Source organism: Ochrobactrum sp. XJ1 (assembly GCF_024701725.1).
Lineage (GTDB): Bacteria > Pseudomonadota > Alphaproteobacteria > Rhizobiales > Rhizobiaceae > Brucella > Brucella anthropi.
Window position 1 is genome coordinate 313,169 of sequence record NZ_VDGD01000008.1, and the last position, 26,833, is coordinate 340,001.

The window sequence follows — 26,833 nt, forward strand, 5'->3', positions numbered from 1 at the left end:
AAATCAGTCCAGTGGACTGAGTCCCCCGCGAAGGCGGTTCCCACTTTTGGGAGACATGCATTAGAAAGCGCTTGCTTCATCAGCCGCCACTTTCGCGCAAGCTTCGCGGGCTAGTTTGCATCCATCATTATGGCGGTGGTGTGGATGCAGCAGAATTTCCAGCAATTGATCGAACAGCTCAAGGGTACGCTCGGCAAGCTCGGCGCGCGAAAACTCATCGCGCTCGGACTGGTGGGCGCGGCACTCATGGGCGCGATCCTCTATACGAGCATCTATCTGAGCCGCCCATCCTACGAGACGCTCTATGTCGGCCTTTCGCGTGACGACGTGAACCGCATGGGTCTTGCGCTCGGTGAAGCAGGCATTCCTTTCGACGTGAAGGCTGACGGCTCGTCCATCCTCGTGCCCATCGGCAAGGCTGAAAATGCCCGCATGTATCTGGCTGAAAAGGGCCTGCCGACCTCGAACAATGCCGGTTACGAGCTGTTCGACAATATGGGTTCGCTCGGCCTCACCTCGTTTATGCAGGAAATCACCCGCGTGCGTGCGCTTGAAGGCGAAATCGCCCGCACCATCCAGGCCATTCGTGGTGTGAAAGCCGCGCGCGTTCACATAGTCATGGCAGAAAAAGGCTCGTTCCGTCGTGGCGACCAGAAGCCGTCCGCCTCGGTCGTCATCCGCGCCGAAGGCGGCTTTGCTGCCGAATCCGCACAGTCCATCCGCCAGCTGGTCGCTGCCGCCGTCCCGTCGCTCGATGCTTCCGCCGTCACTGTTCTCGACACCAACGGGCGTCTGCTGGCATCGGCTGGCGAAGCTGCCAATGGCGCAGCCCTCATGACCGCCTCGCTGGAACAGCAGGTTGCAGGCAATGTGGATGACAGCATCCGCAAGGCGCTGGCGCCTTATCTTGGCATCGGCCATTTCCAGACAAGCGTTCAGGCCGTACTCGATACGGACCGCCGCCAGATCAACGAGACGACTTACGATCCTGAATCCCGCGTCGAGCGTTCCGTACGTGTTGTCCGTGAAAGCGGCGATTCCCGCAACAATCGTAACGACAATGCAACCGGTGTGGAACAGAACATTCCGCAGGAAGAAATCCAGAACCGCAACGGCGAAAGCTCGACGGAAAAGACCGACCGCCGCGAGGAGCTGACCAATTACGAAATGAACAGCAAGACAGTCTCCACCGTCAGCGACGGCTATGCCGTCAAGCGGCTGTCCATTGCCGTGGTCATCGATCAGGCGCGCCTTCTGGAAACTGCGGGTACCACGCCGCCGCCTGCCAATTTCGTCGATCAGCAGATCACCAAGATCCGCGACCTCGTTGCAACGGCTGCCGGTCTCAATGCGGATCGCGGTGATGTCATCAATGTGACGGCGGTAAACTTCCTCGACCCTGCCGGTGCCGATATGGAGCCGGTCTCCACGCCGTGGACTGATACTGTGCTTCGCCAGAGCGGCTCCTATGTCAATGCGCTTGCAATCCTTGCCGCCGTTGGTCTCCTGATCTGGTTCGGTCTGCGTCCGCTGCTGCGTGACCAGAATGCCAAGCCAACCGGCACGGAAGTGGCAGTCCGCGAGACGAGTGAAGTGGCAATGCCGAATTTCGTCGGCGGTCAGGCGGCTGGTGAAGGCGTGCAGGCTGTCATCGGTGGGCCGGAGGCCTATGCCGATCAGATGAAGACCAGCCTCAGCGATCTTCGCCAGCGCATGCGCATGCCTGCCAAGCTACGTCTGGAGCAGATGATCGACATGGATGAGGAGCGCGTCGCCTCCATTCTCAAGCAGTGGATTCACGAAACCGCCGCCAGCCGCGAAGCCCAACCATTGAGGGAATCGGCCGTAAAGGCTTCGGCCATGCCGGAGCTTGAGGCGGCCTGACGATGAGCGCGCTTTCCCTCAGCCGTTATCTTCCCGACTTTTCGACCCATCATATCGAGGATGAGGCGATCGAGATCATTGCTGCGCCTGCGCCGCAGATGCCGCTGAAAGACACACCCCCGCCGCAGGCAGGCGGCGATGGAGCGAAGCGTCCCGTTTCGGCTGAGAAAGCCGCCGCTGCCGAGCAGGCCGAAGTCGCCGCCATCATCGCCATCGAGGAAGAAAAGCGCCTGGCATTCGAAGCAGGGCGTGAGGACGGCCACCGGGAAGCCCAGGCGCTTTACGAAGCTGAAAAGACGCGGCTTTTGCGCGAGCATGAGGCCGAGATCGAGACATTGCGCGCTGCATTTTCGCGTGAGCAGGCCTTGCTCTTGGCGGGTAGTCTGACCGAAGCGCTGACCGCGCTTGAACGAAACTTTTCCGGTCAGATCGCCGAAATCCTGATGCCTTTGCTGGCGGAAAAGATGGAGCGTGAGGCGGTCGCGGAATTTGCGCGGCGCATTGCGGCGCTGGCGCTCGATGGCGAAGCACCGGAAATCTCCGGTCCGGCGCGACTGATTGCGCCGCTTCGCGATCATGCGGCCCTGTTGCCGCATGGTTGCCGGTTTTCAGAAACCGGGGCGGAAGAACTTTCCTTTTCCTTTGGCGACCGGAAGCTTGAAACGCGCATCGCGCCGCTTCTTGAAGAATTGAAGGCTGCGGTTCAATGAGCATCGATCCCGAAACCAAACGTGAGATCATCATTGTTCGCCGGGGCGGGCACGACGATCATGACAGCCATCATGGTGGCGTATGGAAGATCGCCTATGCCGACTTCATGACTGCAATGATGGCCTTCTTCCTCGTCATGTGGCTCATCAATGCCGCCAATGAGGAAACCAAGGCAGCGGTTGCCAGCTATTTCAACCCCGTCAAGCTGATGGACCGGCATTCAAGCTCCAAGGGCGTGCAGGACGTCGAGGAAAAAGACGGCAAGGTTCGCTATGAGAGCGACCAGAAGATCGAAAACAGCACGAAGGTCATCAACGATACGACGGTTGCGCCGCCAAGCGACCAGGAAGAGCGCCAGCTTTTCCGCGAACCCTATGCGGTCCTCTCGGAACTGGCTCATGAAACCGGTGTTCTGCAGAACCAGTCGGCCAAGGGCGATGGCGGTACCTCGCAATCCGGTCCGGCAACGGGTGCCGAAGGCGGTGAAGCCTATCGCGATCCGTTCAGCCCGGATTACTGGTCGAGCAAGGCTGTCGATGACCTGACCCCGCCCGATGCTGCGCCTGCCGCACCACCCAAGTCGGAAACAGCACAGCCGAAGCCGGAGGAAGCTGCAAAGCCTGCAGAAACGCAGGAGCAGCTCATTGCCGACCTGAAGAAGGCAGCTGAGGGCGAAGCCGCGAAAGACGGGGTTGAGGCGAAGAAGGCCGAGCCAATGCCGGATGTGACGGTCGTTCCGGTCGATGGCGGTGTGATGATCCAGCTCACCGACAAGATCGATTATGGCATGTTCACCATCGGCTCGGCCAAGCCGGATGCGCGGGTGGTGCAGATGCTGGAGCGTATAGCGCAGGTGATTTCCCGCCAGCCGGGTGAAGTCATCATCAGTGGGCATACGGATGCGCGCCCGTTCAAGAGCGCGACCTATGATAACTGGCGTCTGTCTTCGGCGCGGGCGCAGATGGCTTATTACATGCTGGTTCGCGGCGGGCTCGATGAAAAGCGTGTGCTGCGCGTTGAAGGCTATGCTGACCGTCAGCCCAAGAACGCCAGCGATCCGAATGCGGCTGAAAACCGCCGCATCGATATTTTCCTGAAATCCGCTCCATGATGCAGCTCGCCATGCGCTCTTTGCTGGCATGTGTTGCAGGCTTCTCCCTGATGGGAGCGGCCTATCCAGTCTTTGCGCAAACGCAGGCACCGGCTGAGACCCGCGCGCTGCCGGTGCTGGAGCCTTACAAGCTCGTGCGTTCGCTGCGCATGCTGCAGGATCAGGTCGTCGCCGGAAAACCGGAAGCAGTGGTGATGCTGAACAAGCTTCTGGGCTTTGTCAGCGCGGATATGGGCCGAGCGTCGAATGACGTCTGGAGCAATCCGGAAAATGTCTACGCGGCGATCATCTATCTCTTCAACGGCGGCAATCCGGAAGCGGTGCGCAAGGTTCTTGCCGACCTCAAGACCGATGCCGTGCCGCCGGAGCTGGTCAAGGGCGCATTGGCCTATGCTTCCGGCCAGACGATCGAAGTCGTGAAGCTTTTCTCGGTGCCGCTTTCGCCTGATGTTCCGGCGGAACTGCAGGCATCCATCGTGCTTGTCACCGCGAGCCAGATGACCGCCTTCGACCCAGCGACGGCCTTGATGCGGCTTGATCAGGTGCGGCTCGATGCGCCGGGCACCTTGTTTGAGGAAGCGGCAATCCGCCGTTCGATGCCGATTGCGGCCAAGCTCGGCGATGCCGACAAGATCAGGCTCCTGTCGCGCAACTATCTCCAGCGCTTTCCGCGTTCGCCCTATATGCGCGATTTCATGGCGCAATTTGTTGATGCTGCGGTGAAACTCAACGACCGTATCGGCAATGCGGAGCTGGCAAAACTGATCGGCTCTGCTGATCCGGTGATGCAATATTCGCTTTATCTGCAAATCGCGCGCGGTGCGCTCGTTGATGGCCAGACGGAACGGGCGCGTTTCATGTCGGCAGAGGCGAAGAAACTTGCTGACAGGCTGAAGGCCGACCCTACCCGCGCCAATCTTTATGCGGCGGCAAGCGATGTGGCTTCGGATTCGGCGGGCAGTGCGCTGCGTGAACTGTCGCAGATTTCACCCGACAAATTGCAGGAGCGTGACCGGAAATTGTTGAAGGCCGCTGAAGCGGTCGGCACGGTGGTTACACGCACTCCAGATGCTTTGCCGCCTGCAAAACCCGCTCTCACCGAACGGGATGTGCCGCCAATGGCAGTGGCGGATTCGCAGGAGCATGAGGCCGTAAAACCTGAGCCGACCCCGGCGGCGGTTAGCATGAAGCCGGTCAAGAACCAGCCGGAAGACGATTTGCAGAAAACGATGGAAGATGCGCGGCGCAAGCTCGCCGAGATCGATGCCTTGCTAGGAAAGACCGTTCAATGAGCATTGATATTTTGCTGAATTCCACCAGCCGACTTGCTTCGCTCGCCCGAAATTCGGGTCCTTCCCAGGCAAAAGCCGAGGGCGAGGCACAGGATAATGCTGACCCGGTAAAATTGTTCAGTTCGCTTCTCGAAAAGCCTCAGGGCAAGGTCGAAAAGAAGAGCGACAGCGAAGCCAATGCGGGTTCGGACGAGACAGAGGCGAAGGATGAGGAAGGTTCAAAGCCGGTCGCTCTGTTTGCCCTGCCACAAAATCTCCTTTCTTTGGACGCTTCTTCGCCTGAATTGAAAGGGGCAAATCACAGTTTTTCCACGCCGAATACTGCAAAAAACGACACAAATGCCCCCGATCCGCTTTCTGCCTTAATTAAAGACATCGATCCGAAACAGGTCGAGGGGCAGGGGCGCGAGCTGCAGGCCGATCTGAAGAAGCGTACGCCTGAAACAGTGCCTTCGAAGGCTGCAGCAATCCCGACGGCCAGCACCAAACCGGATCAGGCAATCAATCAGGACGCACTGAAGGCTACTGGCGACAATCAGGCCGAAAACACTTCGGACGATCTCGCCAGTCTTCTGAAAACTGATAAGGGGTCGGCACAGCAGCAGTCGGGTCAAATGCCTGACAGAACCGATATCCAGCAGCAGCCACCCGCAAAGGGTAACGCGCCTGCAGACATCAAGGCAGCCACCACGCCATCGCAGGCAGCAGCCCGGATAGCCGACATTCAGGTGGTTTCCGAGCGCAGCTTCGGAACGGTCAAGACCTTGCAGATCAGGCTCGATCCGGTTGAGCTTGGAGCGGTGACGGCGCGTATCCGTGTGGCGTCGGAAGGTATCGAGGTGCATCTCGTCGCTGAAAAGACCCATGCGGCGGAAGCGCTCGCCGCTGACCGCTCGATGATTGAGAAAGCACTGAAAGCGGCGGGCATTGCAGACGATGCGAAAATTTCGGTGACAGTCGCTGACCGCAACGCGGCAGGTGCCGTCCAGCAGGCACAGGCATCGCAGAATGCGAGCCAGCAACAGGCGAGTGGCCAGCAACCGGGCCAGCAGCAAGCTTTCAACATGCAGCAGGGCTTCGACGGGCGAAACGGCGCTGAGGCACAGGCGGGTTTTATGGGCGGCGAGGGCAGGCAGAATGGCGAATCCGGTCAGGCAGGACGCGAGCGTTCGGACATGCAAACCGCTCAGGACAGCGGGAGCGGCATTTCTCGCAATGATGGCCGCGGCCTGGTTGTCTGATAGCAGCCCGGCCCGCGCCGAAAATATCTGCGAGCGTGAAATGCACCGGGCATCCGCCCGCTACGATGTGCCGCTTGGCATACTCTACGCGGTCGGCCTCACGGAAACCGGTCGCAAGAACTCGCTGCAACCTTATGCGATGAATATTGAAGGCCGTGCCGAATTTATGCCATCGCAAATGGCGGCGGTAAGACGCTTCGAGGAAGTGCGGGCCGAAGGTGCGAAGCTGGTCGACCTCGGTTGCATGCAGATCAACTATTATTATCACGGCAAGGAATTTCCGTCGGTCGCCGCGATGCTGATGCCGAGCCTCAATGTTGATTATGCGGCGCGTTTTCTGCGGCAGCTTCGACAGCGCGAGGGCAACTGGACGATGGCGGTTGCGCGCTATCACGCAGGCCCGAACAACGACCCCGCCCAGAAGCGTTATGTCTGTCGCGTGATGACGAATATGGTCGCCACCGGCTTCGGAAACTGGACGCCACAGGCGCGAAGCTTCTGCTTCGGCTGAACAGGGATCCCTTGGAATTTTACAGGTTGTAACAGAACGTCAGATACATCCGGCTTGCCTATATTCAACCTATGATTGCCGAGCCCGGTGGGCGCTAAATTAGCACGTGGATTTTTAAGCCCTTGTAAAGAATCGTAAAAGTTCGTGAGCCGTTAACATCTGGTTAAGGTTCTTACGGCTAAAGAGGTAGGCGCATTGCAATCAGTGCGATTCCCATTAAATTAGAATATACTAAATTACCTCCCAATATATTGCGGGCAATTAATTGCCATTGTTGCTGATTCCTCCTGCCAGTTATTCCTATCGTGCTTGGGCTAACATATTGATTCGGAAGGCGGGCCGATGATTGTTGTCGTAGACGACAGAGACATAGTGACTGAAGGATACTCTTCCTGGTTCGGTCGCGAAGGCATCACGACAACAGGTTTTACCCCTACCGATTTCGACGAATGGGTCGAGAGCGTTCCACAACAGGATATTATGGCTGTCGAAGCTTTTCTGATCGGCGAATGTGCAGATCAGCATCGCCTTCCAGCCCGGATTCGTGAACGCTGCAAGGCGCCCGTCATCGCCGTCAACGATCGCCCCTCGCTTGAACATACACTTGAGCTGTTTCAATCCGGGGTTGACGATGTTGTTCGCAAACCGGTGCATGTGCGTGAAATCCTTGCGCGCATCAATGCGATCCGCCGCCGTGCAGGTGCATCAGCTGCTTCCAATGACAGCGGCACGGAGCTCGGTCCGATCCGTGTTTTCTCCGATGGTCGTGATCCGCAGATCAATGGCATCGATTTTCCACTGCCGCGTCGCGAGCGCCGCATCCTGGAATATTTGATCGCCAATCGCGGTCGCCGCCTCAACAAGGCGCAGATTTTCAGCGCGATCTACGGCATCTTCGACAGTGAAGTCGAAGAGAACGTCGTTGAAAGCCATATCAGTAAGTTGCGGAAAAAGCTGCGTGAGCAGATGGGTTTCGATCCGATCGATTCCAAGCGCTTCCTCGGCTACTGCATCAATATCGAGTGATATTGCTGCATCTTCATAATCCCAGTATCGCGATTTCGAGCACATTTCCGGATTTCTGAAATCGCGCCTGTCTCCTCAGTAAAAGCGTAGAAAATCCCGAGGCTACAGTTTCACGCAAGCGTGGTCCATTAGCTTTACTGCGGATGATTGGGTCGGTGTGCCGATTCAGTCGCTCGGTTTTACGAATTCCAGCCCGATGGTTTCGGACTTTGAGCTGGTTGCTACAACTAATCAGGAGCTGCCAATGAGCCTCTACGGTATGATGCGGACCGGTGTTTCGGGAATGAACGCGCAGGCGAACCGCCTGTCGGCGGTCGCTGACAACATCGCGAATGCGAGCACCGTCGGTTACAAGCGTGCGGAAACCCAGTTTTCGTCGCTCGTTCTGCCCAGCACTGGCGGACAGTATAATTCCGGCAGCGTTCTGACTGATGTTCGTTACGGCATTTCCGACCAGGGCGGCATCCGCTCCACATCGTCCACGACAGACCTTGCCATCGACGGCAACGGCTATTTTGTGGTGCAGGGAGCGGACGGCTCGACCTTCCTGACCCGTGCTGGCTCCTTCGTTCCCGACAAGAACGGCAATCTGGTCAACTCAGCCGGCTATTATCTGTTGGGCGCGGGCCCGAACGACCCGGCTGGCGCCCTGACGGTTCCCGGTTTGAACATCATCAATGTCAACAGCGCCGCACTTCCTGCCGAGGCCAGCACGTCGGGCAACTTCACCGTTAATTTGCCGTCTACCGATCAGGTCCCGGCAGCTGGCGAGTTCAATCACAAGACGTCGCTGATCTCCTATAATGATAAGGGCGAGAAGATCACGCTCGACGTCTATTTCACCAAGACCGGCGCGGATGAATGGAGCGTCACGGTCAAGAATGCTGCTGACAATGTGGTGGTTGGCGGCCCGACAGCGCTGACATTCGATCCGACCACCGGCGACATGACGTCTGCAGGTGGCATTGCGGTCGATCTTGGGCCTTATGGCGGCCAGAACCTCAACCTTAATCTGGGAGCATCGACGCAGCGCGCGGGTGACTACACCATTTCGCAGGCGCAGATTAACGGTCAGGCACCATCTGCGGTCAAGGGCGTGGATGTGGCCAATGACGGTTCGGTCGTCGCCATCTACGAAAACGGCACGCAGAAGGTTCTGGCGCGCATTCCGCTGGCCAATGTGGCAAGCCCTGATCGCATGACGGTTGTGAGCGGCAACGTGTTCCTGCCGAGCGCGGAATCGGGCGAGGTCAATCTCGGCTATCCCCAGAGTAAAGGTCTGGGCAAGATCATGTCGGGCACATTGGAGGAATCCAACGCCGATATCGCGCAGGAGCTGACCGACATGATCGAGGCGCAGCGCAGCTACACAGCCAATTCGAAAGTCTTCCAGACCGGCTCCGAACTGATGGACGTGCTGGTCAATCTGAAGAGATAAATCGAGACGATTCCGGGGATGGCAAAGAAGCCTTCCCCGGAACTAGTGGTCTTTGCGATTCCGACATTTGCTCGGCGCCTGTATCAGAGGGACGCAAATGTCGGAATCAGACCACTAGCGCATTGAGAATCCGGACCGTTCAGGCAACAGGCACGGTCCACGCACGCTGGGGCAGTTCCGATATAAGCGGAATTATCAGGGGCTTTCCAAGTGTTTGTTTTAGCCGCATTTCCGGACGCGAGACCGCTTCGCGCTTTTCGGGGATGCACTTGTAGGATGGGGTAAGATGTCGCTTAGTTCTGCTCTTCTGACGGCCAAAAGTTCGCTTGCGGCAACGTCCAAGCAGACCTCCGTTGTCTCTCGCAATATTGCGGGCGCCAACGATCCGGATTATTCCCGGCGCACGGCTTCTCTCGTATCGGGGCCCTACGGTTCTCTTTACGTGGGCATCAGCCGGTCGGCGGATGAAGCCTTGTTCAACAAGTTCATCCAGTCCAACAGTACGGCTTCTTCCTCTTCCATTCTCGCAGGCGGGCTTGACCGCCTTTCGTCGCTTTATTCGGCAGATAATTATTCCGGTTCGCCATCGGCGCTGATCGGCGATTTGCGCGATGCACTCCAGACCTTTGCCGCTTCTCCGTCCAACAGCGCGCTTGGCGACAGTGTTGTTTCCACGGCGCAATCGCTTGCCAATGCGCTCAATGCCGGAACCAAGCAGGTTCAGTCGCTGCGCAATGATGCGGACCGTGAAATCGCGGATTCCGTCGCCAACATCAATGATCTTCTCGCCAAGTTCGAAAAGATCAATCAGGAGATCGTCGGCGGTACGCGCGCCAATCGCGATGTCTCCGACTACATGGATCAGCGCGACTCGATCCTGAAGCAGCTTTCCGGCGAGATCGGCATCACCACCATGATGCGCGGCGATAATGACATGGTCATTTTTGCCGAAAACGGCGTGACACTCTTCGAGACCACGGCGCGCAAGGTGAGCTTCGAGCAATCGACTGTGCTGGCGCCGGGTATTGCCGGCAAGGCAGTGCTGGTGGATGGCGTTCCGCTCAACCACGAGACGTTCGACCAGCCTTATGGAACGGGCCGCCTGAGCGGATTGCTGCAGTTGCGTGACCAGATCGCCCCGCAATACCAGATGCAGCTTGACGAAATTGCACGCAATCTGGTGACGATGTTCGCTGAAAGCGACCAGACCGGTGTTGGCGCGGACAAGACGGGCCTGTTCAGCTGGGGCGGATCGCCGGATGTTCCTGGTGCAGGCCTTTCGGCAGGTATTGCAGGCACCATCAAGGTGTCTTCGGCTTTCGTTACGTCTGAAGGCGGCAGCTCACTTCTTCTGCGCGACGGTGGGGCCAACGGGCCTGACTACAAATACAATACTGAAGGTGGGGCAGGTTTCAGTGATCGCCTGCGTGCGCTCAACGAAGCATTCTCGGAGCCGATGACCTTTAATTCGGTGGCGGGTCTGGCGACAAACTCCAGCCTGACGGACTACAGCTCATCGTCGATCAGCTGGCTTGAAGGCAAGCGCCAGAAGGCCAACAGCGAATTCTCCTATAATGCGACGGTTGCCGGTCAGGCAGACACAGCCCTCTCCAACGCCAACGGTGTCGATATGGATACCGAAATGGCGCTGCTTCTCGATCTTGAACATTCCTATCAGGCATCGAGCCGGGTGCTGACCACGATCAGCGCGATGCTCGACGATCTTCTCAACGCGGTGTGAGGCCAATGAAAGCGCAATCGATTTCCACCTATGGCGCAACGTCAGCCCTGCGAGCCCTTGTGGCGAAGAACAAGGCCGAGATGTTGAAGGCGCAGCAGGAAGCGACCACGGGAACCGTGTTCGATGTCGGCCTGTCGCTTGGCTCCAAGTCTGGCCAGACCGTATCGTTGCGCAAGGAATATGACCGTCTGACCGTGCTGACAGACATGAACAAGCTGGTGCAGCAGCGCATGAATGCGACGCAGACCGCTGCCGGGACGATCATCGAGAACACGCAGAATTTTCTGGGTGATCTGACTGGCGCCAACAATACCGTTGAAAGCGCTGCCACGATTGCAAAGTCGGCAAAGTCCATTCTCAACTCTGTCACCGGTCTGCTCAACACCAGCTATAACGGCGAATATATCTTCGCCGGTGTGAACACCGATGTGAAGCCGGTTGCCGACTATACCGAAGGCAGCGCTGCGCAAACAGCAGTGCGACAGGCGTTTCAGACGCATTTCGGCTTTGCCATCGACGATCCGCAGGTGGCGAACATTACCGGCGATGAAATGAAGGCCTTTCTGGAGGGTGATTTCGCCGACGAGTTCAACGATGCCAACTGGGCCGCAAACTGGTCGGATGCATCGGACACGGTGATCAAGAGCCGTATTTCGCCGACAGAAACGGCGGATACATCGATCTCGGCCAATGCCGACGGTTTCCGCAAGACCATCATGTCGGCGGTTATGGTGGCTGAATTTGCAACCATCGGCCTCAACAATTCCGCTTTCAATGCCCTGACTGAAAAGGCGATGCAGACCACGACGACTGCAATCACCGAAACGACGTCGCAACAGACGACGCTTGGTCTCGCCCAGTCGCGCACCGAAGCTGCAACCACGCGCATTGTGGCGCAGCAAAAGATCCTGAACCAGTCCGTTCTCAATCTCGAAGAAGTCGATCCTTATGAAGCGGCGACACGCGTCAACGCTCTGAAGACACAGATCGAAACGTCCTATTCGCTGACGGTTCAGCTGCAGAATATGAGCCTGCTCAACTATCTCAGATAGTTGAGATGAAATGAGGACGGACGCAGCATGATGCGAGCCCGTCCGAACTGATAGACGGAGAAACCATGTATCAGATGCGCTACGAAGATGTCATGAATGACGATATGGCGAGCGCCAAGGAACGGGAACGGGCATTGTTCGACCGTTCCATCGCAATGCTCGAGGCGGCGAAGGCAAATGGCAGCGGCTCGCGTGAGGCAATCGACGCGACCTATTTCACGACAAAGCTCTGGACCACGATCATCGATGATCTGGGGTCCGAGGAAAATGTGCTGCCGAAGGAACTGAAGGCCGCGATCATTTCCGTCGGTATTTTCGTGCTGAAGGAAATCGAGCGCATCCGTCAGGGCGAAAGCAACGATTACGCCACGCTGATCGAGATCACACAATCGATCCGGGACGGGCTTTGAGATGACCCCAAACGGAAAACCGGCCATTCGCCTTTCGCTGCGCGCGGGCGAACGAATCTTCATCAACGGTGCCGTACTGAGAGCCGACCGCAAGGTCTCGCTCGAACTCCTGAACGATGCGACCTTCCTTCTGGAAAACCATGTTCTCCAGCCGGAAGACACGACCACGCCGCTGCGCCAGCTCTATTTCGCCGCGCAGATGATGCTGATCGAACCGGCCATGCGCGAACAGGCCCACTCCACTTTCGCACAGATGCTGAAAGGCATGTTCTCGACGTTCAAGGATGCGGAAATCCTGAATGCGCTGAAGCTGGTCGACGAGCTGGTGCATAACGGGCGCATTTTCGAGGCGCTCAAGACAATTCGCGCGCAATATCCACACGAGGCCGAACTGATGGGCCTTGAGAGCCCTGTTTTGCCCGTGGCTGCGACCCGGAAATCTGCGGAGGCAAACCCATGACCACGACACCGCCGATTGGCACGAATACGACGAATAACAACACGACGAACAACAGTAATTCCGCGGCCAACAAGGCGAGCGTCGATTATAATTCCTTCCTGAAGCTTCTGGTGACCCAGATGCAAAATCAGGATCCGACGCAGCCCATGGACGCGACGCAATATGTTTCGCAGCTTGCGACCTTCTCCAATGTCGAGCAGGCCGTGCAGATGAACAGCAAGCTTGAAACGTTGATCGCCAATACGTCTCTGACACAGGCCGAAGGCTGGATCGGTCGCACGCTGACCAATGCCGATGGCAGCATATCGGGCGTCGTAAAATCCGTTACCATCCAGTCCAACGGCATGCTGGCCGAACTGGAAGACGGCAAGACGCTGATGATCGGCGCAGGCGTCAAGATCAGCTAGGACCGATGCGGTGAACGAAGCCGACGCGCTTGATATCGTCAATTCTGCGATCTGGACCGTGCTTATGGCAAGCGGTCCGGCGGTGCTTGCCGCCATGCTTGCAGGCATCGGCATCGCACTTTTCCAGGCGCTGACGCAGATTCAGGAAATGACGCTGACCTTCGTGCCGAAGATCATCGTCATTTTCGTCGTGCTGGCCCTGACCGCGCCGTTCGTCGGTGCGCAGATCAACTCCTTCACGCTGCTGGCCTATTCTCGTATCGAGAAGGGGTTCTAGCACGTAGCCTTCGCGCAAGCTTCGCGAGCTAAGGTCCGTCCCGAAACAGGAGACGGATGTGCAGCAGGCAGCGGCTAAACCCTTGATGAAAAGCGGACTTCTGACCGGCAGCGATATGGGGCTGGCGGTTGGCATCATCATCATCCTGACCGTGCTTTTCCTGCCTGTTCCGGCTGTCGTGCTGGATATTGGTCTGGCGTTTTCGATCGCCTTCTCGGTCCTGATTCTGATGGTTGCGCTCTGGATTCAGCGCCCGCTAGACTTTTCCGCCTTTCCAACGGTGCTGCTGATCGCCACCATGATGCGATTGTCGCTGAATATCGCGACGACACGCGTGATTCTCACCCACGGCAATGAAGGCTATCTTGCCGCCGGTCATGTGATCCACGGCTTCTCGCAATTCGTGATGGGCGGCGACTTCGTTATCGGTCTGGTCGTTTTCTGCATTCTCATCATCGTCAACTTCCTCGTCATCACCAAGGGCGCGACGCGTATCGCGGAAGTGGGCGCGCGCTTCACCCTCGACGCCATTCCCGGCAAGCAGATGGCCATCGATGCCGACCTGTCGTCCGGCCTGATCGATGAAAAGGAAGCGCAGCGCCGCCGTCGCGAGCTGGAAGAGGAAAGCTCCTTCTTCGGCTCCATGGACGGTGCATCCAAATTCGTGCGCGGCGATGCGATTGCAGGTCTCATCATCACCGCCGTCAATATTTTCGGCGGTATCATCATCGGCGCTACGCGCCACGATATGGATATTGCGCACGCAGCCGATGTCTTCACCAAGCTGTCGGTCGGCGATGGTCTGGTCACACAGATTCCGGCCCTGATCGTCTCGCTTGCCGCCGGTCTTCTGGTGTCGAAGGGCGGCACACGCGGCTCCGCCGATCAGGCGATCTTCGGTCAGCTGGGTGCCTATCCGAAGGCGCTTCTGGTCGCGGCGATGCTGCTCTTCGTCCTCGGCATCATGCCGGGCCTGCCAGCCTTCCCGTTCTTTATGCTCGGTGGCGCAATGGCCTTCATCGGTATTGCCGTACCCCGTCGACAAGCGCGCCAGCGCGAGGCGGAAGCCAACGAGGCCGGCAAGAAGCAGCGCGAAGCGGAAGAGCAGGAGCGCAATTCCGTCAAGGCGTCACTCGAAACCAACCAGATCGAACTTTGCCTCGGCAAGCAGCTTTCCGCCCGCCTGATCGCATCGCAGCAGGAGCTGGCGCATCGCGTCAACAAGATGCGCCGCAAGTTCGCGCAGGAATACGGTTTCGTCATCCCTGAAATCAAGGTCACGGACGATATCGCGCTTCCGCCGAAAAGCTATCGCATCAAGATACACGGCACGGCAGTCGCCAGCCACGAGCTGCGCGTCGGTGAAACGCTTGTCGTGCTTGGCGACCGCCCGATCCCATCCATTCCGGGTGAGGAAGTGCGCGAACCGGCCTTCGGTATGCGCGCCTATTCCGTGCCGGAAACCTTTGCGTCCGATCTCCGCCGCGATGGCTATATGACCGTGGATAATCTCTCAGTCCTGCTGACACATTTGAGCGAAATCGTCCGCAACAATCTGGCCCAGCTTCTTTCCTACAAGGATATGCGCATTCTGCTGGACCGTCTCGGCTCTGAATATCGCAAGCTTCTGGAAGATATCTGCCCGACGCATATTTCCTATTCGGGCCTGCAGGCGGTGCTGAAGCTGCTGCTCGCCGAACGCATTTCCATCCGCAACCTGCATCTGATCCTTGAAGCCATTGCGGAGATCGCACCGCTTGTTCGCCGCCCGGAAATGATTGTGGAACATGTCCGCATGCGCATGGCGCAGCAGATTTGCGGCGATCTTTCCGACAATGGCGTGCTGAATGTTTTGCGTCTGGGCAATCGCTGGGATCTGGTATTCCACCAGAGCCTCAAGCGTGACGCCAAAGGTGAAATCGTCGAATTCGACATCGATCCGCGCCTGCTGGAACAGTTTGGCACCGAGGCCTCCACCGTCATTCGCAAGCATTTCGACAATGGCGAACGTTTCGTGCTGGTTTCCTCGCCAGAAGCGCGGCCATACATTCGCATGATTATCGAGCGTCTGTTCGCCACCCTGCCTGTCTTGTCCCATGTCGAAATCGCACGTGGCGTGGAGGTGAAGTCACTCGGCGCGATTTCGTAAGAGGACGGCGTTCTTCGATCCTGCGGCCCTCATCCTGAGGAGCCAAGCCGAGCTTGCCGAGGCTTGGCGTATCGAAGGGCGAGGGGGATTAGTTATTGCTTCATACGATGAAAGGGCCTCGAGTGCCTGTCGCGCAACTGCCGCTCAACGAAATCATTCTGGCCGCCGTTCTGGCGTTCTGCCGGGTCGGTGCGTGCCTGATGCTGATGCCGGGGCTTTCGAGTGCGCGCATTCCGTTGCAGGTCAGGCTCTATGTTGCGCTGGCCTGTTCATTCGCAGTCCTGCCGCTGGTGCTGCAGCGTATCGTTACCGTCGTCGATGCCGGGCAGCCGTGGACTCTATTCCGCCTGATGGCGAGCGAGATGTTCGTCGGCGCGGTTCTCGGTATTCTGGCACATATCTATTTCTGGGCGTTGCAATTCATGGCAAACACGATGGCGGTTTCAGTCGGATATTCCGGCTCGCCTGCCGATGCCATCACGGAAAGTGAACCGCAGGCGACACTTGCCACCATCGTCACCTTCAGCGCACTGTTCCTGTTCTTCATTACCGATATGCATCTGGAAATCCTCCGGGCGCTGCTCAATTCCTATGTGGCCATTCCGGTTGACGGGCAGTTCCGCCCCGATGCGGCGATGATCGATTTCACCGATGCGCTTTCGGCGGCTTTTCTGGCGACACTGCGTATTGCAGCGCCGTTCATCGTTTTTGCGATTCTCGTCAATTTTGCCATCGGTCTGGTGAACAAGCTGACGCCGACCATACCGGTTTACTTCGTATCGATGCCATTCGTGCTGGGGGGAGGGCTGCTGGTGGTCTATTTCATCCTGCCGGAACTCCTGCGCTTCTTCACCAACGAAACTGCGACGCAGCTTCGCGAGTTGTTTTAGGGGTGGCCATGACGAATCCACGCAATCTGAAAAAGCTGATTGAACTGCAAAAGCTCGGAAGCGCCCGGCTGGAACAGGCTCTTGCCGCAGCCAATGCACGCAAGGACGCGCTGGATGAGGAGCGGGAGGCGCTTATCGCCATGCAGGATCGCCGCTATGATGGCGATACGCTCGATATCGATCCATCGCTGCTCATCAAGCGTCTTGGAACCAATGCCGCCGAATCGCAGCAGCTCGGGCAGCGTCTCGAATCACAGCGCAAAGCACTTCTGCAGGAACAAAGACGTGTCGGGTTGCTGGAAGAGCGGCTGACGGATGCTGAAAATGATCGCGAACGGCGGGAACTTTCCAGCCTGATCGAGGAATTTATTAGCCGGAAAACGACAAATCGCTCGCAAAACCCTGATTGAGCGCAAAATCGAGGCTGAACGCACGCACAAGTTTCAGTCAAGTTTGACCCATTATGGTGCAAGTAACAAAGCGCATCCCAAAAAGTGCGAAGCGATTTTTGGACAAGATGCGCGCAAGGACGATCAGAACGCGTCCCAAAAAGTGCGAAGCGGTTTTTGGATAGGATGCGCGGCAGAATTAGCCCTTAGAGCGCCGATCTGATGCAATCAGATCGAAACGCGCTCTAAAAGAAGGAAGAGATGCATGGCGATCAACCCGCCGTCAGATCTGGTGATGGACGTGGCGCGTGCAGCCGATCCGCAAGCCTATCGCATGGCGGCGGAACGGCTGAGAGCGCCGTCCGCATCCGGGACCATGGTGGCATCCACTGGGGCAGCCGCAATGGCGGCACCCGCCGCCGGTGGTGGACTGACGCGGGATAATTTCGCCAGCTTTTCCGACAGCCTTGCGGCTGGGGTCAGCGTACGACCGGATGCGCAGAATGCGGCCAGTCCGGCTTATCGCAAGTTCGAGGCCTTCATGCTGCAATCCTTCGTGCAGTCGATGTTCACCAGTGACACGACGGCGACCTTCGGGAAGGGGATTGCCGGTGAATACTGGAAGTCCATGATGGCGGAAGCCATGGCAAACAAGATGGCGGATGGCGGCGGTGTCGGCATTGCCAAGTTGCTTGAGGAACAGGCGGCGCGCAACGGGCGGGCAGACGCGCCGACGACGATAGCGTTAGGAGACGTGATCAATAATCTGGGAGAAAGTGTGGGCCAGAACGGCGTATCGAAGGACATCGTGCATGGCTTCGAACGCAAGCTCATTCAAAAGCAACTCGACAACAACAGCGATACGGACAGCGCGCGCGGCTGATTGGCCCGCAACCATAGCGTCCGCCATGCTTCATAATTGAGGACCCCTAAATGACCGAGACAAGCTCTGAAAACAGCCTGCCGCCAGAGGATTCGCAAATCGTCACTGTCACGAGCGAACCGGGTCAGGCGCTGGCAGAGGAACCGGCCGAGAACCCCACATTGAAGCCGGTCGTGCGGGCAATCCAACGTCTGGAAGATGTCATCGATACTGAAACGCGCCTTCTTCTGGAGGGCGGCAATCCGGATCTGGCGGAAATCAACTCCCGCAAGAGCCGTGGGCTTTACGATTTCAACAAGGCGATCAAGAAAGCGGCCAGTGCTGCCGAACCGGCGACGATGAAGCGGCTTCAGCCGCTGCTCGACAGCCTGAAGCAGAAGCTCGAGAAGAACTGCGAAGCGCTGCAGCTGCATCTGCGGGCCGTCGGTGAGTTGGCTGATCTCATTCGCGGTGCGCTGGAAACGCAGGAAGCCGACGGCACCTACAGCATGCAGAGTGTGAGGCTCGGTCACGCACGATGATCCGCATCATTGCCATCGGTCTGTGGATTTGTGCCGTCGCTTTCGGCTCGCTTTTCCTGGCGGTTCGCCAGAACGTCTCATCTTCGGGTGAGGCGCAGGCGGCGACCAGTGGATTTGGCGGCGTGGATTACGTCAAGACAGATGTGATGAGCGTGCCGATCATCTCGAATGGCGGCGTCGCCGGTTATGTGGTGACGCAGCTTGTCTATACGGTCGATTCGAACATTCGCAAGAAGCTGACCGTGCCGCTCGAATTCTTCATCAACGATGAGATATTCCGTAAATTCTATGGCAGCTATTCGGATACGAAAGAGGTCGAGAAGGTGAGTTTCGAGGACGTTCGTGCCTCGATCATCACCGATCTCAATGCGCGGTTCCCCGAGCCGGTCATCAAGGACCTTCTGGTCGAGCAGTTCAACTATATTTCAGCGGAAGAAATCCGTGCCATGAACATGCGCGGCACGCCGACACCGACGGCACCGGCCAAGCAGTCAGAGAAGCAGGCCAACGCAGAGCCTGTCGGTCACAGCGAATAGTATTTTCCTGCAAGCTGGGCGAGGCGCTCGTCATCGAGCGGTGCGACCGCCGGGTCGGATACAAGCTCCACACCCATTTCACGACCATCCCGCCAGGCCACGCGGGCCAGAAGCGCGCGTCCGTAATAATCGTCAAACAGCCAGAAGCGTTCGGGCAGGGTCGGGACTTCGACAGTTCTCAGCTTGGCGCCATGGGGCGCGATATCGCTGAACTGGCATTCGATGATGAAACGCCCATCGAGCCCCACGATCTTTCCGGAGCGCAGCCTTGTACGCTGTCTCTCTTCCCTACGACGTTCGTGGGATGGCTTAACCCGTGCCATATCAAAATCTTACCTGCTATTCCCCTGAGACTAATCTAGCAGGTTTCGATTGCCGATGCGTTACTTTTTAAACCGGGATTTTGCGGACATGGTTACCTTGAACAGGTTCCTGTTTGTCAGTGCTCGCCACAGGCTTCGCAGAGGCCGCGCAGCTCCAGTGTCGTCTTGCGCGACTTGAAACCGTTCTGAAGGCTCCAGGCGCTGACAAGGTTCTCGATCGCCGCGTCGGAGAATTCCGTCACCTGACCGCATTTCTCGCAAATCGCGAAAGCCACCAGACCCTGCTGATGGCATTGCGGGTGCGCGCAGGCAACGAAGGCGTTGAGGCTTTCAAGGCGATGAATCATCCCGTAATCGAGCAGCTTTTCCAGTGCGCGATAGACCTGCAGCGGCGCGCGGAAACCGTCGTCACGCAGCTGGTCGAGGATCGTATAGGCGCTGAGTGGGCCTTCCGCCTTGGACAAAACGTCGAAAACCAGTGTCTGATTGCGGGTGAGGTCCTGCGGGGCGTGATGATGGTGATGCGTGCTCATTGTCCAGCGATCCGTTTCGGTGATGCCTTTTCCCTCTTATGTAGGGGTAGCAGGCTCAAAATGAAAATGGCAAGCGCCGCGACCACAATGGAAGGGCCGGATGGCGTGTCGAAATGAATGGAACCATAAAGTCCGCCGATAACCCCCGCAGCACCGATCAGTGAGGCCAGAATGGCCATCTGTTCGGGTGTGGAGGAAAAGCGGCGTGCCGTTGCTGCCGGAATGATCAGCAGCGAGGTGATCAATAGAATTCCGACGATCTTCATCGCAATGGCGATGACGATGGCCAGAAGCAGCATGAAAACAATGCGCGACAGGGCAGGGTTCATGCCTTCGGCGCGGGCAATATCCTCGCTGACGGTGGCAGCAAGGAAAGGGCGCCACAGCCAGGCCAGAACCGCCAGCACAAACACTCCGCCGCCATAGATGAAGGCGATATCCATTCGCGAGACAGCCAGAATATCGCCGAACAGGAACGACAGCAGGTCGACGCGCACCCATGTCATGAAGGCAACGAGGACGAGGCCAAGCGACAGCGTGGCATGGGACAGGATGCCGAGCAGCGAATCCGCCGACAATGTGTGTCGGCGCTGCAAGAGCAGCAGAATGGCTGAAATCGCCACGGCAACGGCGAACACGCCGATCATCATATTGATGTCGAAAATGAGCGCCAGCGCCACGCCGAGCAGAGCGGAATGCGCCATGGTATCGCCGAAATAGGCCATGCGCCGCCAGACTATGAAGCAGCCGAGCGGTCCGGTCGTGAGCGCAAGCCCGACACCGGCGATGATGGCGCGGGTGAAGAAATCGTCAAGCACGCGGCGCGCTCCCTTCGTGATGATGATGTTCGTGATCATGCCCGTGTTCATGGTCATGATGATGGCCGTCATCAGCGTGGCAGTGATCCGTCACCGAACCGTCGGCATGAAGCACGCGCCCGTCCGGCAGATGCGTGTGATCGTGATGATGCTCATAAACGGCAAGCGGTCCGACGGCCCGGCTGCCAAACAGCCGCATATATTCAGGGCTCGCCGTCACATCGCGCGGCGTCCCGCTGCAGCATACATGACCGTTGAGGCAGATGACGCGGTCGGTCGCCGCCATGACCAGATGCAGGTCGTGCGAAATCAGCAGCACGCCGCAGCCTGTGTCGTCGCGCAGTTTCGCAATCAGTTCGTACAATGCAGCTTCGCCGGAAAAGTCGACGCCCTGCACCGGTTCGTCCAGCACCATGAGGTCCGGTTTGCGTGCAAGTGCGCGCGCCATCAGAGCCCGCTGGAACTCGCCGCCCGACAGGTTGGCGATCTCGGCTTTGGCAAGATGTGGAATGCCCACCACTTCCAAGGCCGTCTCGGTATCCTTGCGCGAGAGAGGCCCCGTCAGGGTCATCAGGCGCTCGACCGAAAGCGGCAACGTGCGGTCGATATTGATCTTTTGCGGCACATAACCGATGCGCAGGCCCGGCGCGTGGATCACGCTGCCTTCGTCGGGCTTCAGGATACGCAGCGCCATCTTGGCGGCGGTGCTCTTGCCCGCGCCATTCGGGCCGATCAGGGTGACGATCTCCCCGCGCTCAACACTCAGGTCGACATTGCGCACGAGCCAGCGCCCGTCGCGATAGACGCCGGCATCCTTCAGTTCAATCAATGTTTCCCGCGCTTTTTCGGCGGGGAGGGCGGTCTTCCTGCTCATCTATTCTGGGCTTTCAATGCCTGTATGTTCGTGTCCCAAGCACGGATCATCCGCCGATTCGAAATTTTTCCCAGCGTCTTTTTCCGTTGCCGCTCTATTGCGCAACCGCCGCTGTGATTTTTCCAAAATGGGGGTTGCCTCACCTTATGACAGACGTTATAGCATAACGCAACTAACGTAATAAAATAACATATCACAAGAATGTGGTGCCCCTCCCCAATCGTACAAGAGAGAGACTATGAAACATCTCCGCTCCCTCCTCCTAGCCTCGGCATTTCTGGCTGGTACGGCAAATGTCTCACTTGCCGCAGAACGCGACGGCGTCGTGGTCTCGATCAAACCGCTCCATTCCATTGTTTCCGCAGTCATGCAGGGGGTGGGCGAGCCGAAACTGATCGTTCAGGGTGCGGGTTCCGAGCATGTCTACAGCCTGAAACCCTCCGATGCCGAAGCAATCGAGCACGCCAAGGTGATTTTCTGGGCCGGGCCGTCGATGGAAACCTTCCTCGATAAGCCCATCGATACACTTGGCGAAGGCGCAAAGGTTGTCGCTCTTGGTGAAGCGGACGGCCTGACCAAGCTGAAGTTCCGTGAAGGTGGTCCGTTCGAAGCGCATGACCATGGCCATGAAGGTCACAACCATGGTGTCGAAGGTCATGACCATGCTCACGATGACAAGAAGGATGCCGCCGATGCCGACAAGGGGCACAATCATGCCGCCGAAGCATCGGAAAGCGGGCATGACCATCACCATGGTCACGGTGAATATGATCTGCATTTCTGGCTCGACCCGCAAAACGGAAAGGTTCTGGCGACGGATATCGCCAAGACGCTCGGCGAAAGCGACCCCGAACACGCTGCGCAATATGAAAAGAACGCCAAGGACTATGGCGAGAAGATTGACGCGCTGACCAAGGAAGTCGCCAGCGAACTGGAGCCGGTAAAGGACAAGCCGTTTATCGTCTTCCATGATGCCTACCAGTATTTCGAAAATCGTTTCGGTGTGAAGGCGGCTGGATCAATCACGGTCAGCCCGGAAAAGGCACCGGGTGCCGCGCGCATCAAGGAAATTCACGAGAAGATCAAATCGCTTGGCGCAACCTGCGTGTTCTCCGAACCGCAGTTCGAACCGAAGCTGGTGAATACTGTTATCGAAGGAACGGATGCCAGGACAGGCGTTCTCGATCCGCTGGGGGCAGAGCTGAAGGGTGGTCCGGATCTCTATCCGCAGCTCATTCGCAATCTGGCGGATTCGTTGAAGGACTGTCTGTCGAAATAGGGCCAACAGCTGCGACCGCGCCCTCGCCAGGTGCACGCCCATAACTTGGTAGCGGTCGCAACGGTGCCGGGCTGGACCCTGCTTTAACTTACGGGCAGCCCGGCACTAGAGCATTTCCTGTTTTAATTGAATCATTGGAAATGCTCTATCTGTTTGTTTTTCAGCATGTCTTTATCCCGAAACCGGTTCCCACTTTCGGGAGACATGCTCTAATGAGTGCGCCTCGACCTGATTGAAGCGGATCGAAACTTGCATTTCGACACTCAAAGGCGGCTCAGGCCGCCTATTTTCACCACTAAATCTGTTATGATATAACATTAAGGAGAAGAGAATGCGTAGCTTTGTGAAGGCGCTTCAGGCTGGTGCCGTTTTGACTTTTCTTGCTCCCGCAATCGCGGGTGCTCATGGAATCTGGATTGCAGAACGTCACGGAACGCAGGCGGTTGTTTACGGTCACGGCGCAAGCGACGAGGCCTATGACCCGCAGAAGCTCAAGACGGTTACGGCCAAGAATGGAGAGGGCAAGGATGTCGCCGTCGAGATCAAACGACAGGAAGATCATGCCCTGCTGAGCGTGCCCAAGGATGCAGTCGTGGTCAGCGGCACATTCGACAATGGCTTCTGGGCCGAGGGTCCGGACGGCAAGTGGGTCAACAAGCCGAAATCGGAAGTGCCGGGCGCAAAACAGTCCAGTCAGAGTCAGAAATTTGCTGTCGCCATTCTGGATCATCTGCGCAAAAAGCCAGAAGCCCAAGGTTTGCCTTTCGAAATCGTTCCGTTGATGGACCCGACAATATTGGAGGCGGGCAACGAGCTTCCCGTGCAGGTTCTGTTTGACGGAAAGCCGGTGGAAGGCGTCGAGGTCACGGCGGATTATGTCAATGACAGTCACGCAGCGCCGGTGAAAACCGACGCGGAAGGCATCGCCAGGATCAATATCCGCAACGCGGGTCTCAATGTCGTTGGGGCGGGTTATTCCAGGCCGCTGTCTGATTCAAAGGAAGCTGACAAGCTCAGCTATTTCACCACGCTGACCTTCAACCTCGATCACCACCATCACGATTGATCCTACCCAGTTTGATGAGGAACGGAGTCATGAGAAAGAGACTGCCCGTTACGGTCTTGTCCGGTTTTCTCGGGGCCGGAAAGACGACACTGCTCAATCACGTGCTCAATAATCGCGAGAACCGCCGCGTCGCGGTGATCGTCAATGATATGAGTGAAGTGAATATAGATGCCGCCCTCGTTCGTGAGGGCGGCGCCAATCTCTCCCGCACGGATGAACAGCTGGTCGAAATGACCAATGGCTGCATCTGCTGCACATTGCGCGATGATCTCCTGAAGGAGGTTTCACAACTGGCAGCTCAGGGACGCTTCGATTATCTGCTGATCGAATCGACCGGCATAGCCGAGCCACTGCCGGTTGCCGCCACGTTCGAGTTTCGCGACGAGAAGGGCAACAGTCTTTCGGACGTTGCCCGGCTCGATACGATGGTGACAGTTGTTGATGCCGCCAATCTGCTGAAGGATTATGCATCGAGCGATTTTCTGCGCGATCGCGGCGAATCCCTTGGTGAAGATGACGAGCGCACGCTTGTCGATCTTCTGGTTGAACAGATCGAGTTCGCCGATGTCGTCGTGCTGAACAAGATATCGACCGCTTCAAAAGAGGAGCGTGATCTGGCGCACAAGGTTATCCGCTCGCTCAATCCCGATGCCCGCATCGAGGAGGTCGATTTCGGTGAAGTGTCGCTCGACGCCATACTGGACACGAAGCTTTTCGACTTCAACAAGGCGCATGAGCATCCGCTCTGGTACAAGGAGTTGCACGGCTTTGCCTCGCATACGCCCGAGACCGAGGAATATGGCGTTCGCTCCTTTGTCTATCGTGCGCGACGTCCCTTCGATCCCGAACGGTTTCAATCGTTCATCGACAAGGGCTGGCCGGGTGTCGTGCGGGCGAAAGGCTTCTTCTGGCTTGCCACCCGTCCGGATTTTGTCGGTGAAATCAGTCAGGCGGGCGCGTTGGTCCGCACCGGGAAAAGGGGGCGCTGGTGGTCTTCGGTGCCGAAGCAATACTGGCCGGCGGAACCCGAATGGCAGCGCGCCATGGAACCGTACTTCCATACAATATGGGGTGATCGGCGTCAGGAGATTGTGTTCATCGGTGTCGATCCGATGCAGGAAGATGCGCTCATCGATGAACTGGATCAATGTCTTCTTGAGGAAGAAGACTTCGTGCCGGAGCGCTGGTCGGGGCTGAACGATCCGTTCCCGAACTGGTCGGCCGCCGCGGCTTGAGGCCTATTCTGACAGTGAGGCTATATCCAGGGCCTTGCTGTCGGCTAGCGTCCGATGATCCAGAACGCTGGCGATGGCTTCGCGCACATCGAGCATCATATGGCGCACCTCGCATTCGTCCTCATCGCAATCGTCACATGGGCGATAGTCTGTCTTGCTGGCGCAGGCGATGGGGGCAAGCGCGCCGTCGAGCGCGCGGATGATATTGCCGATGGCAATCTCGTGGGCCGGGCGGGCCAGACAGAAGCCACCGCCCTTGCCCTTGCGACTAAGAACGAAGCCGGCATTGCGAAGTTCGGTAAAAATATTGTCGAGAAACTTGCGCGGTATATGGTGCTTCTCGGCGATTTCGCTGGCCGAAACCAGTTGTCCATCTGTAACGCCCGCCAGATGCACCATGGCTTTCAGGCCATATTTGCCCTTTTTAGTCAGCATGCCACCCCTGTGGAGCATTTCCTCTGGGAACGGAAACCGGTTTCCGTCCGGAAATGCATGAAAAGAATACGCCACACACGCCGCCAGCGTGAGCTGGCACCGTTTCGCAAGATCAGGCCGGATATCTGTGAGTGCCTGTATATAAGAAGTTAGGGGGTAAACCCCGCCGCGACAAGTCTTTTTGCCGCTACAGCATCGGCCCGAAAATCGGTATCGATTTTTGGAATGCACGATGCGTGACTTCTATAGTGTGGAACATCCGCGATGGCGCATGGCGTTCTGGCGACTAATCTCGTCCATTGGCCAGCAAGGCGAGCGATAATGCTCCCTGCAACGCATCGCCAAGCGCGGGCCGAAAGCGTTCCCGATGCGGTAGAAATGGTAGTGCTGCATAGGATGAGGCGAGGCCTCCCGTCAGGCTGAACCGGCCAAGCGTTTCTATACCGAGCCGATCCAGACCGCGGGCAATATAAGAGCAGGCGCGTTGCAGGATCGAAAGGCCGAGCGCATCGCCCTTATGCGCATAGTCAAAAACGATAGGAGCGAAGGCGGCGTAGTCTGCGGCCGTCGCCGTGCGCGAAAAGGTTATGATCTGGCGCATGTCACCGTTGAACCGTGCCAGCACGGCATCGGCAAGTTCCGTGTGCTCCGTCATGCCGTCCAGAGCAAGCAGCGTTTCTTCAAGAAGTTCACGACCAAGCCGCGCGCCGCCCGCATGATCGCTCAACATGAAGCCGCGCCCGCCGATAATCTCGAAGGCGTCTTCTTCTCTTCTGACGAACACCGAGCCGGTGCCGAGAATAACGATGGCGCCGTCTTTCTGACCGAGCGCACCTTGCAGGGCGGTAACAGCGTCGGAAACGATCTTCACCTTGCCGAAGGGCAGGCTCTGTTCCACGCGATCCTTGTCCGGGAGCGAGTTTGCGCCTGCGAGCCCGAACACGGCGCAGGTCTCATTCAATATAGAGACATCCAGTCCTGCATCGTGCACGGCCAGTGTCGCTGCGCGCATGATATTATCCAGAGCCGTCGCCGGATCTGCGCCAATATTGGCAGGGCCACTCGTGCCCCGGCCTATGGGGTCACCATTGCGGTCGGCAAGCAGCGCCCGGCATCCGGTGCCGCCGCCATCGACGGCCAGAATATAAGGCATAGGCTTCATGCTCATTCATCCAATTGTCACGGTAACTGTCATGGAATCGTCGCAACCGTTCGAATCGCCAGTTTTTCCCAGTTGAAATTTGGTTAAAAAGGACCATATTGGCTGTGGAAAGAAAATTCCTTCTTTTTTACGAAACTGCGTTGACAGTTTGGAATGATGGGGTCTATATGGCGCCACAA

Annotated in this window: 29 protein-coding genes; 23 read left to right on the forward strand and 6 right to left on the reverse strand. The window is 57.6% G+C overall.

Annotated features, from left to right (window positions below):
* Window positions 1–129 precede the first annotated feature (129 nt).
* From fliF to FG152_RS16770, 20 genes are all read left to right on the forward strand, one after another.
* Window positions 130–1,884: a flagellar basal-body MS-ring/collar protein FliF gene (gene fliF, locus FG152_RS16675; RefSeq protein WP_010660738.1), complete on the forward strand. Its 1,755-nt coding sequence runs from the start codon at window positions 130–132 to the stop codon at window positions 1,882–1,884.
* A 2-nt stretch (window positions 1,885–1,886) separates the two neighbouring features.
* Entirely contained in the window at window positions 1,887–2,594 is a 708-nt protein-coding gene (locus FG152_RS16680) for a hypothetical protein (RefSeq protein WP_010660739.1), read from the forward strand.
* A complete protein-coding gene (locus FG152_RS16685; RefSeq protein WP_010660740.1) occupies window positions 2,591–3,706 on the forward strand; it encodes a flagellar motor protein MotB in 1,116 nt (371 codons plus the stop codon). Before FG152_RS16680 ends, FG152_RS16685 begins: the two co-directional genes overlap by 4 nt.
* A 50-nt stretch (window positions 3,707–3,756) precedes the next feature.
* Window positions 3,757–4,998, forward strand: a complete 1,242-nt coding sequence (locus FG152_RS16690; protein WP_376787382.1) for a chemotaxis protein — start codon at window positions 3,757–3,759, stop codon at window positions 4,996–4,998.
* Window positions 4,995–6,239 carry a flagellar hook-length control protein FliK gene (gene fliK, locus FG152_RS16695; RefSeq protein WP_010660742.1) on the forward strand — a complete coding sequence of 415 codons (1,245 nt, stop codon included), beginning with the start codon at window positions 4,995–4,997 and terminating at the stop codon, window positions 6,237–6,239. Before FG152_RS16690 ends, fliK begins: the two co-directional genes overlap by 4 nt.
* The gene (locus FG152_RS16700) at window positions 6,214–6,750 is read left to right on the forward strand and encodes a transglycosylase SLT domain-containing protein (protein WP_010660743.1); all 537 of its coding nucleotides are present in this window, start codon (window positions 6,214–6,216) and stop codon (window positions 6,748–6,750) included. Before fliK ends, FG152_RS16700 begins: the two co-directional genes overlap by 26 nt.
* A 342-nt stretch (window positions 6,751–7,092) precedes the next feature.
* Window positions 7,093–7,776 carry a flagellar transcriptional regulator FtcR gene (gene ftcR / locus FG152_RS16705; RefSeq protein ID WP_010660744.1) on the forward strand — a complete coding sequence of 228 codons (684 nt, stop codon included), beginning with the start codon at window positions 7,093–7,095 and terminating at the stop codon, window positions 7,774–7,776.
* A gap of 244 nt (window positions 7,777–8,020) precedes the next feature.
* Window positions 8,021–9,214 carry a flagellar hook protein FlgE gene (locus FG152_RS16710; protein ID WP_010660745.1) on the forward strand — a complete coding sequence of 398 codons (1,194 nt, stop codon included), beginning with the start codon at window positions 8,021–8,023 and terminating at the stop codon, window positions 9,212–9,214.
* A 286-nt stretch (window positions 9,215–9,500) separates the two neighbouring features.
* Entirely contained in the window at window positions 9,501–10,955 is a 1,455-nt protein-coding gene (gene flgK / locus FG152_RS16715) for a flagellar hook-associated protein FlgK (RefSeq protein ID WP_010660746.1), read from the forward strand.
* A gap of 5 nt (window positions 10,956–10,960) precedes the next feature.
* On the forward strand, window positions 10,961–12,007 hold the full coding sequence (locus FG152_RS16720; RefSeq protein WP_010660747.1) for a flagellar hook-associated family protein: 1,047 nt from the start codon (window positions 10,961–10,963) through the stop codon (window positions 12,005–12,007).
* Between the two features lie 65 nt (window positions 12,008–12,072).
* Window positions 12,073–12,417: a flagellar biosynthesis regulator FlaF gene (gene flaF, locus FG152_RS16725; protein ID WP_010660748.1), complete on the forward strand. Its 345-nt coding sequence runs from the start codon at window positions 12,073–12,075 to the stop codon at window positions 12,415–12,417.
* Window position 12,418: 1 nt separating this feature from the next.
* Window positions 12,419–12,877: a flagellar biosynthesis repressor FlbT gene (gene flbT, locus FG152_RS16730; RefSeq protein ID WP_010660749.1), complete on the forward strand. Its 459-nt coding sequence runs from the start codon at window positions 12,419–12,421 to the stop codon at window positions 12,875–12,877.
* Window positions 12,874–13,284, forward strand: a complete 411-nt coding sequence (gene flgD / locus FG152_RS16735; protein WP_010660750.1) for a flagellar hook assembly protein FlgD — start codon at window positions 12,874–12,876, stop codon at window positions 13,282–13,284. Before flbT ends, flgD begins: the two co-directional genes overlap by 4 nt.
* A gap of 10 nt (window positions 13,285–13,294) precedes the next feature.
* Entirely contained in the window at window positions 13,295–13,561 is a 267-nt protein-coding gene (gene fliQ, locus FG152_RS16740) for a flagellar biosynthesis protein FliQ (RefSeq protein ID WP_006469393.1), read from the forward strand.
* Window positions 13,562–13,646: 85 nt separating this feature from the next.
* Window positions 13,647–15,710, forward strand: a complete 2,064-nt coding sequence (flhA, locus tag FG152_RS16745) for a flagellar biosynthesis protein FlhA (RefSeq protein WP_010660751.1) — start codon at window positions 13,647–13,649, stop codon at window positions 15,708–15,710.
* Between the two features lie 122 nt (window positions 15,711–15,832).
* Window positions 15,833–16,600 (forward strand): flagellar biosynthetic protein FliR, encoded by a 768-nt coding sequence (fliR, locus tag FG152_RS16750; protein WP_010660752.1) that lies wholly within the window; start codon window positions 15,833–15,835, stop codon window positions 16,598–16,600.
* A gap of 8 nt (window positions 16,601–16,608) precedes the next feature.
* Window positions 16,609–17,010, forward strand: a complete 402-nt coding sequence (locus FG152_RS16755; RefSeq protein WP_010660753.1) for a hypothetical protein — start codon at window positions 16,609–16,611, stop codon at window positions 17,008–17,010.
* Between the two features lie 244 nt (window positions 17,011–17,254).
* Entirely contained in the window at window positions 17,255–17,872 is a 618-nt protein-coding gene (locus FG152_RS16760; protein WP_010660754.1) for a rod-binding protein, read from the forward strand.
* A gap of 50 nt (window positions 17,873–17,922) precedes the next feature.
* Complete coding sequence (locus tag FG152_RS16765; protein ID WP_010660755.1) at window positions 17,923–18,393, forward strand: hypothetical protein; 471 nt, start codon at window positions 17,923–17,925, stop codon at window positions 18,391–18,393.
* A complete protein-coding gene (locus FG152_RS16770; protein ID WP_498987198.1) occupies window positions 18,390–18,929 on the forward strand; it encodes a hypothetical protein in 540 nt (179 codons plus the stop codon). The genes FG152_RS16765 and FG152_RS16770 overlap by 4 nt, the downstream gene beginning before the upstream one ends.
* On the opposite strand, the gene FG152_RS16775 is transcribed toward FG152_RS16770, so the two are convergent.
* The 4 genes from FG152_RS16775 to FG152_RS16790 form a co-directional block, all read right to left on the reverse strand.
* Window positions 18,917–19,252 carry a PilZ domain-containing protein gene (locus FG152_RS16775; protein WP_010660757.1) on the reverse strand — a complete coding sequence of 112 codons (336 nt, stop codon included), beginning with the start codon at window positions 19,250–19,252 and terminating at the stop codon, window positions 18,917–18,919. The genes FG152_RS16770 and FG152_RS16775 overlap by 13 nt on opposite strands.
* Before the next feature lie 116 nt (window positions 19,253–19,368).
* On the reverse strand, window positions 19,369–19,785 hold the full coding sequence (locus FG152_RS16780; protein ID WP_010660758.1) for a Fur family transcriptional regulator: 417 nt from the start codon (window positions 19,783–19,785) through the stop codon (window positions 19,369–19,371).
* On the reverse strand, window positions 19,782–20,642 hold the full coding sequence (gene znuB / locus FG152_RS16785) for a zinc ABC transporter permease subunit ZnuB (RefSeq protein WP_010660759.1): 861 nt from the start codon (window positions 20,640–20,642) through the stop codon (window positions 19,782–19,784). Before znuB ends, FG152_RS16780 begins: the two co-directional genes overlap by 4 nt.
* Window positions 20,596–21,477 carry an ATP-binding cassette domain-containing protein gene (locus FG152_RS16790; RefSeq protein WP_010660760.1) on the reverse strand — a complete coding sequence of 294 codons (882 nt, stop codon included), beginning with the start codon at window positions 21,475–21,477 and terminating at the stop codon, window positions 20,596–20,598. Before FG152_RS16790 ends, znuB begins: the two co-directional genes overlap by 47 nt.
* Before the next feature lie 238 nt (window positions 21,478–21,715).
* On the opposite strand from FG152_RS16790, the gene znuA reads away from it, so the two are divergent.
* The 3 genes from znuA (at window position 21,716) to zigA (ending at window position 25,057) form a co-directional block, all read left to right on the forward strand.
* Window positions 21,716–22,756: a zinc ABC transporter substrate-binding protein ZnuA gene (znuA, locus tag FG152_RS16795; protein WP_498987203.1), complete on the forward strand. Its 1,041-nt coding sequence runs from the start codon at window positions 21,716–21,718 to the stop codon at window positions 22,754–22,756.
* Between the two features lie 331 nt (window positions 22,757–23,087).
* Window positions 23,088–23,822 carry a DUF4198 domain-containing protein gene (locus tag FG152_RS16800; protein ID WP_010660762.1) on the forward strand — a complete coding sequence of 245 codons (735 nt, stop codon included), beginning with the start codon at window positions 23,088–23,090 and terminating at the stop codon, window positions 23,820–23,822.
* 29 nt (window positions 23,823–23,851) lie between these two features.
* Entirely contained in the window at window positions 23,852–25,057 is a 1,206-nt protein-coding gene (gene zigA, locus FG152_RS16805) for a zinc metallochaperone GTPase ZigA (protein ID WP_010660763.1), read from the forward strand.
* Window positions 25,058–25,060: 3 nt separating this feature from the next.
* Here the strand turns inward: zigA and FG152_RS16810 are convergent, their stop codons facing one another.
* Window positions 25,061–25,492, reverse strand: coding sequence for an RrF2 family transcriptional regulator (locus tag FG152_RS16810; RefSeq protein ID WP_010660764.1), 432 nt, complete (start codon window positions 25,490–25,492; stop codon window positions 25,061–25,063).
* Between the two features lie 286 nt (window positions 25,493–25,778).
* Window positions 25,779–26,660, reverse strand: a complete 882-nt coding sequence (locus FG152_RS16815; RefSeq protein ID WP_029376186.1) for a glucosamine kinase nucleotide-binding domain-containing protein — start codon at window positions 26,658–26,660, stop codon at window positions 25,779–25,781.
* Window positions 26,661–26,833: the final 173 nt, after the last annotated feature.

Bases quoted from the DNA above. Each gene is read 5' to 3' on its own strand.
- FG152_RS16780 (WP_010660758.1), bottom strand. From the start codon at position 19,785: ATGAGCACGCATCACCATCATCACGCCCCGCAGGACCTCACCCGCAAT.
- FG152_RS16810 (WP_010660764.1), bottom strand. From the start codon at position 25,492: ATGCTGACTAAAAAGGGCAAATATGGCCTGAAAGCCATGGTGCATCTG.
- flaF (WP_010660748.1), top strand. From the start codon at position 12,073: ATGTATCAGATGCGCTACGAAGATGTCATGAATGACGATATGGCGAGC.
- fliF (WP_010660738.1), top strand. From the start codon at position 130: ATGGCGGTGGTGTGGATGCAGCAGAATTTCCAGCAATTGATCGAACAG.
- znuB (WP_010660759.1), bottom strand. From the start codon at position 20,642: ATGATCACGAACATCATCATCACGAAGGGAGCGCGCCGCGTGCTTGAC.
- FG152_RS16765 (WP_010660755.1), top strand. From the start codon at position 17,923: ATGACCGAGACAAGCTCTGAAAACAGCCTGCCGCCAGAGGATTCGCAA.
- FG152_RS16690 (WP_376787382.1), top strand. From the start codon at position 3,757: ATGGGAGCGGCCTATCCAGTCTTTGCGCAAACGCAGGCACCGGCTGAG.
- zigA (WP_010660763.1), top strand. From the start codon at position 23,852: ATGAGAAAGAGACTGCCCGTTACGGTCTTGTCCGGTTTTCTCGGGGCC.
- FG152_RS16680 (WP_010660739.1), top strand. From the start codon at position 1,887: ATGAGCGCGCTTTCCCTCAGCCGTTATCTTCCCGACTTTTCGACCCAT.
- fliK (WP_010660742.1), top strand. From the start codon at position 4,995: ATGAGCATTGATATTTTGCTGAATTCCACCAGCCGACTTGCTTCGCTC.
- flgK (WP_010660746.1), top strand. From the start codon at position 9,501: ATGTCGCTTAGTTCTGCTCTTCTGACGGCCAAAAGTTCGCTTGCGGCA.
- flhA (WP_010660751.1), top strand. From the start codon at position 13,647: ATGAAAAGCGGACTTCTGACCGGCAGCGATATGGGGCTGGCGGTTGGC.
- FG152_RS16790 (WP_010660760.1), bottom strand. From the start codon at position 21,477: ATGAGCAGGAAGACCGCCCTCCCCGCCGAAAAAGCGCGGGAAACATTG.
- flgD (WP_010660750.1), top strand. From the start codon at position 12,874: ATGACCACGACACCGCCGATTGGCACGAATACGACGAATAACAACACG.
- ftcR (WP_010660744.1), top strand. From the start codon at position 7,093: ATGATTGTTGTCGTAGACGACAGAGACATAGTGACTGAAGGATACTCT.
- FG152_RS16775 (WP_010660757.1), bottom strand. From the start codon at position 19,252: ATGGCACGGGTTAAGCCATCCCACGAACGTCGTAGGGAAGAGAGACAG.
- FG152_RS16770 (WP_498987198.1), top strand. From the start codon at position 18,390: ATGATCCGCATCATTGCCATCGGTCTGTGGATTTGTGCCGTCGCTTTC.
- FG152_RS16720 (WP_010660747.1), top strand. From the start codon at position 10,961: ATGAAAGCGCAATCGATTTCCACCTATGGCGCAACGTCAGCCCTGCGA.
- FG152_RS16685 (WP_010660740.1), top strand. From the start codon at position 2,591: ATGAGCATCGATCCCGAAACCAAACGTGAGATCATCATTGTTCGCCGG.
- FG152_RS16755 (WP_010660753.1), top strand. From the start codon at position 16,609: ATGACGAATCCACGCAATCTGAAAAAGCTGATTGAACTGCAAAAGCTC.
- FG152_RS16760 (WP_010660754.1), top strand. From the start codon at position 17,255: ATGGCGATCAACCCGCCGTCAGATCTGGTGATGGACGTGGCGCGTGCA.
- znuA (WP_498987203.1), top strand. From the start codon at position 21,716: ATGAAACATCTCCGCTCCCTCCTCCTAGCCTCGGCATTTCTGGCTGGT.
- FG152_RS16815 (WP_029376186.1), bottom strand. From the start codon at position 26,660: ATGAGCATGAAGCCTATGCCTTATATTCTGGCCGTCGATGGCGGCGGC.
- FG152_RS16710 (WP_010660745.1), top strand. From the start codon at position 8,021: ATGAGCCTCTACGGTATGATGCGGACCGGTGTTTCGGGAATGAACGCG.
- FG152_RS16800 (WP_010660762.1), top strand. From the start codon at position 23,088: ATGCGTAGCTTTGTGAAGGCGCTTCAGGCTGGTGCCGTTTTGACTTTT.
- flbT (WP_010660749.1), top strand. From the start codon at position 12,419: ATGACCCCAAACGGAAAACCGGCCATTCGCCTTTCGCTGCGCGCGGGC.
- FG152_RS16700 (WP_010660743.1), top strand. From the start codon at position 6,214: ATGATGGCCGCGGCCTGGTTGTCTGATAGCAGCCCGGCCCGCGCCGAA.